Annotated in this window: 8 protein-coding genes; 5 read left to right on the forward strand and 3 right to left on the reverse strand. The window is 71.7% G+C overall.

Features of this window, described 5'->3' with window-relative positions; genetic code table 11:
- Window positions 1-69 precede the first annotated feature (69 nt).
- The 5 genes from VFO68_RS08750 to VFO68_RS08770 all read left to right on the forward strand — a co-directional run bounded on the left by VFO68_RS08750 (window position 70) and on the right by VFO68_RS08770 (window position 3,087).
- Window positions 70-1,251 carry a hypothetical protein gene (locus VFO68_RS08750; protein WP_325157683.1) on the forward strand — a complete coding sequence of 394 codons (1,182 nt, stop codon included), beginning with the start codon at window positions 70-72 and terminating at the stop codon, window positions 1,249-1,251.
- Between the two features lie 41 nt (window positions 1,252-1,292).
- The gene (locus VFO68_RS08755; RefSeq protein WP_325157684.1) at window positions 1,293-1,451 is read left to right on the forward strand and encodes a hypothetical protein; all 159 of its coding nucleotides are present in this window, start codon (window positions 1,293-1,295) and stop codon (window positions 1,449-1,451) included.
- A gap of 45 nt (window positions 1,452-1,496) precedes the next feature.
- Window positions 1,497-2,267, forward strand: coding sequence for a glucose 1-dehydrogenase (locus tag VFO68_RS08760; RefSeq protein WP_325157685.1), 771 nt, complete (start codon window positions 1,497-1,499; stop codon window positions 2,265-2,267).
- A gap of 62 nt (window positions 2,268-2,329) precedes the next feature.
- The gene (locus VFO68_RS08765) at window positions 2,330-2,803 is read left to right on the forward strand and encodes a DUF3592 domain-containing protein (RefSeq protein WP_325157686.1); all 474 of its coding nucleotides are present in this window, start codon (window positions 2,330-2,332) and stop codon (window positions 2,801-2,803) included.
- Window positions 2,804-2,892: 89 nt separating this feature from the next.
- Window positions 2,893-3,087, forward strand: a complete 195-nt coding sequence (locus VFO68_RS08770) for a hypothetical protein (protein WP_325157687.1) — start codon at window positions 2,893-2,895, stop codon at window positions 3,085-3,087.
- Window positions 3,088-3,190: 103 nt separating this feature from the next.
- Here VFO68_RS08770 and ribB read toward each other — a convergent pair whose 3' ends face one another.
- The 3 genes from ribB to VFO68_RS08785 form a co-directional block, all read right to left on the reverse strand.
- Window positions 3,191-4,318: a 3,4-dihydroxy-2-butanone-4-phosphate synthase gene (gene ribB, locus VFO68_RS08775; RefSeq protein ID WP_325157688.1), complete on the reverse strand. Its 1,128-nt coding sequence runs from the start codon at window positions 4,316-4,318 to the stop codon at window positions 3,191-3,193.
- Window positions 4,315-5,004 carry a UbiX family flavin prenyltransferase gene (locus VFO68_RS08780; RefSeq protein ID WP_325157689.1) on the reverse strand — a complete coding sequence of 230 codons (690 nt, stop codon included), beginning with the start codon at window positions 5,002-5,004 and terminating at the stop codon, window positions 4,315-4,317. The genes ribB and VFO68_RS08780 overlap by 4 nt, the downstream gene beginning before the upstream one ends.
- The coding region (locus VFO68_RS08785) for a nicotinate-nucleotide--dimethylbenzimidazole phosphoribosyltransferase (protein WP_325157690.1) at window positions 5,001-6,000 on the reverse strand (1,000 nt) is incomplete at its 5' end. The genes VFO68_RS08780 and VFO68_RS08785, both read right to left, overlap by 4 nt.

Here is a 6,000-nt window from a genome sequence, read left to right on the forward strand (position 1 = left end):
TCCCGGACAGCCCTGGATTGAGGGACAATTGGTCTGCGACTTCAGCCGACGTGTCGAGGGGGCATGGGCATGAGGATCAGGACGTTTGTCGTTTCCGCCGGGGTTCTTGTCACGGTCGCGGCGTGCGGGTCCGCGCCGGCGGCCTCGCCGTCCGGAGGAGCGGGCCAGACCAGCAGCCACGCGCACGGCGGTCCGCCGCCCGCGGCCGCGCCGCTGCGCGCGGGGGAGCGGTTCGAGCAGGTGGGGCTCGCCGCGCCGTACCGGCCGGCACCGCCCGAGGGGGGCACGGACGAGTACCGGTGCTTCCTGATCGACCCGAAGCTCACCGAGGCCGCCTACCTGACCGGCAGCCAGTTCCTGCCGCAGAACGCCGAGATCGTGCACCACGGCATCTTCTACAGCGTCCCCGCGTCCGGGGTGGACCATGCCAGGAGCGTGGACGCCAAGGCCGAGGGCGACGGCTGGCAGTGCTTCGGCGGCAGTGGGCTGGACGGTCCGGGTTCGGCGGACGGCGAGCGGTCCAGCTATGTCGGCGCGTGGGCGCCGGGTCACGCGGAGACGCTGATCGGCGACCGCACGGGCTACCGGTTGGAGCCAGGCAGCCAGATCGTGCTGCAGGTGCACTACAACCTGTTGGCGACCAACGGAAAGCCGGGCCCGACCGACCAGTCCTCGATCCGTCTGCGCCTGCTGCCGGGCACGGCCGAGGTGACGCCGCTCGGGGGCGCCCTGCTGCCGAGCCAGATCGAGCTGCCCTGCACGCCGCAGGAGTCCGGTCCGCTGTGTGACCGTGAGGCGGCGATCGCGGACCTGGTCAAGCGCACCGGAGCCGGGGCGCGCGAGGAGGTCGACGGGCTCAACCAGCTCTGCAACCAGGGAAAGCCGCCCGTCGCCGGCAACACCCAGCACTGCGACCACCAGGTCAGCGCGCCCGTGCTGCTGTACGCGATCACGCCGCACATGCACCTGCTGGGCCGTTCGATGTCGGTCGAGCTCAACCCGGGCACGCCGAGCGCGCGGATGCTCCTGGACGAGCCGGCGTACAACTTCGACGACCAGTCCGAACGGGTGCTGCCACAACCGGTCCGGATCAACGCGGGCGACACCGTGCGGGTCACGTGCACTCACGACGCCACGGTGCGCTCGAAGCTGCCGCAGCTCAAACCGCTCTTGCCGCGCTACGTGGTGTGGGGCGACGGCACCAGCGACGAGATGTGCCTGGCCGTCCTGACCGTGACCGCCAAGGTCTGATCCTCGCGTTTGCGGTGCACCGGATCGGGAACGTCTGTCCGATGAACGACAAGACGGCGAACACTGCGGGCATTCCTGAACCGGATCCTCCGAAGGGCGGCCCTGAGGCCGATCCCGACGTGCCCGATCCCGCCGACCTGACGCCGGGCCTGGGCGGAACCTCCGACACCAAACCCTCTTCCACCGACGAATCTCCCTGATCCTCGGTTCGGCGGCTGGTGCGCCCGTGCGAGAGGATCACGATCATGTCGGATCCGGGTCGCCTGCGGTCGAAGGTTGTCATGGTGGTCGGTGCCACCTCGGGGATCGGACGGGCGACAGCGCTGCGCCTGGCCGCGGAGGGAGCCGTGGTCGTCGCGGCCGGCCGACGCACCGACCTCGGCGAGCACCTGGCCGCCGGCATCGTCGCCGACGGTGGTCAGGCGTTGTTCGTCACCTGCGATGCGACCGTGGAGGACGACGTGGCCAGGGCGGTCCACGCCGCCGTGGCCGAGTTCGGTCGGCTCGACGGCGCGGTCAACAACGCCGGCGGGGTGCTCGCCTCCGGACCGCTCGAGGCGGTCGACGCCCAAGCCTGGCGCGACGAACTGGACGTGAACCTGACCAGCGTCTTCCACGGCCTCAAACACCAGCTCCCCGCCATCGGCGCGGCAGGCGGCGGGGCCGTGGTCAACAACGCCTCGACCGCGGGGGTTTCGGCGGTTCCCGGCCTCGCGGCCTACACCGCCGCCAAACACGGCGTCGTCGGTCTTACCCGGTCGGCCGCACTGGAATGGGCCGACCGCGGTGTGCGGGTCAACGCGCTCGTGACCGGCAACGTCGACACGCCCCTGTACCGCCGGCTGCTCGGCGCGTCCCCAGAACAGCCCCCGAGTGAGCTCGACGCCCCCAACCCGACGGGACGCGTGGCCGACCCCGCGGAGATCGCCGGCCTCATCGCCTACCTGCTCAGCGACGAGGCAACCTTCATCACCGGCGCGACCATGGCGATCGACGGCGGAGCCACCGCCCAGTAACAGGCGGTAGCCGTCCGTGATTCGCCCCATGTTTGATCGCCGCCGGTCCGGGGGACATTGCTGTGGTGAGGCGTTTCGGCTCGTCGCGGCCATCCCCGGTGCTGTTCGCGGCGCTCGGGGCAGTGGTCATCTCGGTCCTCGTCGTGGCCACGTGGCACGTGTGGAGCAATGACAACGCGCTCAGCGCGCGCGGCCAGCAGGCCTCCGGCCGGGTGGTGAAGGTGACCACCGGCAAGCACTCCCGGGTGCATGTCGAGTTCCGCACGGCGGACGGGCGCCAGGTGCGCTCGACGATCGGTCAGGGCGACGAGGCTCCCGGGCCGCGGGCCAAGGCCGGCGATGTGGTTCCGGTCATCTACGACCCGCTGCGACCGGAGGACGACCTGCGCGACGCCCGGGCCCCGGAAAACCACAAGGTCGCGCATCTGCTGCTCGGCGCGACGGTGCTGGCGGTCGTGGCGATTCCGCTCGCCACCTGGGCCGGGATACGGGCCCGCCGGCGAGAACGATCCGCCTCGACGGCCGAGGAGCGCTGAGGCTACCCGCCGGCCACGACCCGATCGGGGTGCTTGCCCGGATTCGTGGCGGGTACCCCGACCCCGCCAGTACCGACCCGGGAGACGACATGACCAGAAACCGCCGTGACACTCAGGCCGAGCCGGACTTCGCCGGTGAGCACAGCCGTCCGACCTTCGCCGATGAACCGGCCCCGGAGGGGCCCGACGAGTCGGTCCCGACCGGACAGGGCGGAGACGGCGGCATGGACCAGCGCGGATCGTTCCGCCGTTGGCTGCGCACGATATTCCGCCGCCAGTCCTGACCAACGAACGCGGTTTGGCGCATAATGCCCGTGGGTGTGGTTCGGCGGCGGTCAAGTGGGGAGTTTTCCCAGTTGAGTCAACGGGTCCGGCCGGTCGTGGCGGTCACCGTGAAGGTTCCGTGACAGCGGTCCTTGTCCCGAGTTCCTCCAGGAGATCGCGCCCGGCCGTGCCGATCACGTGAACGGATCGGATCCGCAGGTCGGCCAGGATCTGGTGGCTGGCTCCGTAGAGCCGGATCCGGGTGAGCTGGTCGCCCGTCGAGACTCCACAGTGCGGACCGCCGCGTGGCGCCGCTCGGGGTTGTCGCTGGTTTTCGCGCAGGTAGAGCAGGACACCGCGGCCGGCGGTGGCGATCCGGGCCATTACGGCGTTGAGCTGTTCGTTGCAGGGACAGGCCGAGGTGGCGAACACGTCGCCGATGACGCATTCATGGTGCAGGTGGACCAGGACGTCCTCGCCGTCGGCCACCTCGCCCATGAGCAGGGCCAGGATTTCGGTGTGGTCGCCGGGCAGGGTCGACCGGTAGGCGATGGCCCGGAAGGTGCCGTGCCGGGTGGGCAGGCGGATGTGCCCGGTGTGGTGCAGATGTGCCTGTTGCCGGAGCCGATGGAGGATCAGGTCGGCGATCGACACGATGGCGAGCTGCCGGTCGCGGGCGAAGTGGACCAGTTCCGGCAGACGCATGACGGAACCGTTGTCGTTGACCAGTTCGCAGATCGCCGCCACCGAGGGCAGGCCGGCCAGCCGAGCGAAGTCCACCGCCGCTTCGGTGTGCCCGGGGCGGACGAGCACGCCGCCGGGCACAGCACGCAGCGGGAACACGTGCCCGGGCCGGCGCAGATCAGCCGCGCCGCTCCGCGGGTCGGCCAGCACCCGCAGGGTTCGGGTGCGGTCGTCGGCGGAGATGCCGGTGGTGCAGCCGTGGTAGGCGTCGACCGAGACGGTGTAGGCGGTGGCCCTCGGGTCCTCGTTGACCGCGGTCATGGGTGGCAGGCGCAGCCGTTCCAGGTCGGCGGCCACCATCGGGGCGCAGATCACGCCGCTGCCGTAGCGGACCATGAGCCCGACCGTGGCCGCGGTGGCGTGGCAGGCGGCGATGGTCAGATCGCCCTCATTCTCGCGGTCCTCGTCGTCGACGACGACGATCGGGCGACCGGCGGCGATCTCGGCCACCGCCACCTCGATGGGATCGAGCACTCGCTCGCGGGTTCGGAGGGCGGCGGTGCTCATGAGGGTTCCTGCCGGGATTGCCCATCCGGCGCGACGCCGGCCCTGGCCAGGGCCGCCATCGTGTGCAGATGCTGACTGATGCCCCACCGGGTGGTGAGGTCGTTGTCGATGCCGAACTGGTCGAGCACCCGGGCCACGATGTGGCCGACGATGTCGTCGACCGACCGCGGGTGGTTGTAGAACGCCGGCATCGGCGGAACGATCGACACCCCCAGTTCGCTCAACAGCAGCATGTTGCGTAGATGGATGGCGTTCAGCGGGGTCTCCCGGGGAACGAGCACCAGCGTGCGCCGTTCCTTGAGCATCACGTCCGCCGCGCGCACGATCAGTTCGCTGGCCAACCCGTGGGCCAGCGCGGCGAGCGTGTTCATGCTGCACGGGATGATCGCCATGCCGTGCATCGGGAACGATCCGCTGGACACCGGCGCCGCCTGGTTGCCGCGCTGATAGAAGATGCTGGCCAGCCCCCGCACCTGCGGCACGGTGTAGTCGGTCTCGATCCGGATCGTGCGCTCGGCCCACTCGCTGAGCACCAGGTGGGTCTCCACGCCCAACTCCCGCATGGCCTCCAGCAGCCGGATTCCCAGAATGGCGCCGGTCGCCCCGGTCATGGCGACCAGAACCCGGCGACCGCCGGGCGCCTGGCCGTTGCCGTTGGCCGGCGTGTCCCGGCCCGGAACGCTCACCGGGTGCCTGACCCGGTCGTGACGGACTCCGTCGGGTGCGCGTCTTCGGCCGCGGCACGCAGGAACGGCAGCGCCACGGCCGCCGCGTCCGCGAGGTCGCCGGACAAGTCGGGCAGCAGCACCGGCAGGCCGAGGTGGCCGAACGGATCGGGAGCGCCGGCCGGCGGCCGTCCGACGGGGAAACAGGCAGCCACGCACGCTGGCGCCAACGTGCTCGCGACCAGCGTCGCCGCGGCGGCGCCGGGTCCGCGGAGCACCACGGGCGCGCGCAGCGTCCGGGCGCCCACGATGAACCCCGCCAGGGCGGCCACCTCGATCCCGTCGCAGGCGGCCAGCACCTCCAGCGGATCGGTCGCGTCGTCCATCAGCCGGGCGCTGATCGCACTCGCCAGGTCGTCGTCGCCGGTGAGCACATCGCCGAGGAGCCAGCCGTTGCCCGACGCGTAGTAGTCGCGGGCGATCTCGATGCCGGTCTCCATGGCCCGCACGACGTGTTGCCGCGTCAGACCCGCGGGCCGGTCGGGGATTCTTCTGGGCGCCAGGCCCGGCACGCTCGGCAGGTCGTCGCGCAGACCCAGGTCCACCACGCACACCTCGATGCCGGCGGTGTCCACCAGCCGGCCCGGTCCGGCCCCGCCGGCGAGGATCTCCCGCACCACCGGCCCGGCGCTCCCGCCGCTTCCGGCCGGGTCACCGGCGAAGAGCACGAGGACGGCGTGCGGCGCGGGCGCGGGGGTTCCCAACGACGCAAGCCGGTCGGCGACCCGCGCGGCCGGCGCACGCTGTTCGCCGTCCCCGGCGGTCCCGTTCAGCGACCGGAGTCCGGCGGTGGTCTCCTCGAGGAGCCGGGCCGGTTGCCGGCCGGGCAGCCCACGCCGGCCGAACGTCTCGTCGTGGACCACCCATTCCAGTGGGCGGCCCCGGGCCCACCCGGTGAGGGCCAGGCCCGCCGCGGGCGGGAACCGGTCCAGGTACCCCAGGCACAGCCAGGCCATG

Origin of the sequence: Actinophytocola sp., assembly GCF_035712165.1 — a bacterium.
GTDB lineage: Bacteria > Actinomycetota > Actinomycetes > Mycobacteriales > Pseudonocardiaceae > DASYTH01.